This window comes from Roseibium sp. RKSG952 (genome assembly GCF_009711355.1).
The window spans coordinates 1-352 of record NZ_SMMF01000195.1 but is presented as its reverse complement, the minus strand read 5'-3'; the positions used below and the strand labels follow the sequence as shown (position 1 = coordinate 352).

General features: G+C 52.6%; 1 protein-coding gene. It reads right to left on the bottom strand.

What is annotated here, in order from left to right; translation table 11 throughout:
- Positions 1 to 352, bottom strand: a 352-nt coding sequence (locus E1297_RS48770) for a hypothetical protein (RefSeq protein WP_196223078.1), incomplete at both ends; no start/stop codon positions are given.

Below are 352 nucleotides of genomic sequence, written 5' to 3'. Positions count from 1 at the left end.
GCGGGCAACAACTTCCTTGCCGTTGTGATCCGTGAAAACCATCTGCGCCATGACCGTAGCTTTGCTACTTGCCATGTCGATATCGATTGCACACGCATCCGTTTTTTCCGTGATTGCGAAGGTGGTTTGCGACATCTCGCAACCACGGACAAACGCCTCAACACCGGCTTCATTCACATAAAAAAGCTGGGTCTTCAGGGTCGCGACGCCGCTTCGAAGATCGATATCAATTCCGCAAGCTTCGGGACTTTCAATGACCTCAAAAGTCCTGGACGATGGTGAACAGTCCTGCGCAATGACCTCTGCATTGGCAGCGTTGCGGTAGGAAAGCTGCGTCATCTGCGTGGCAACA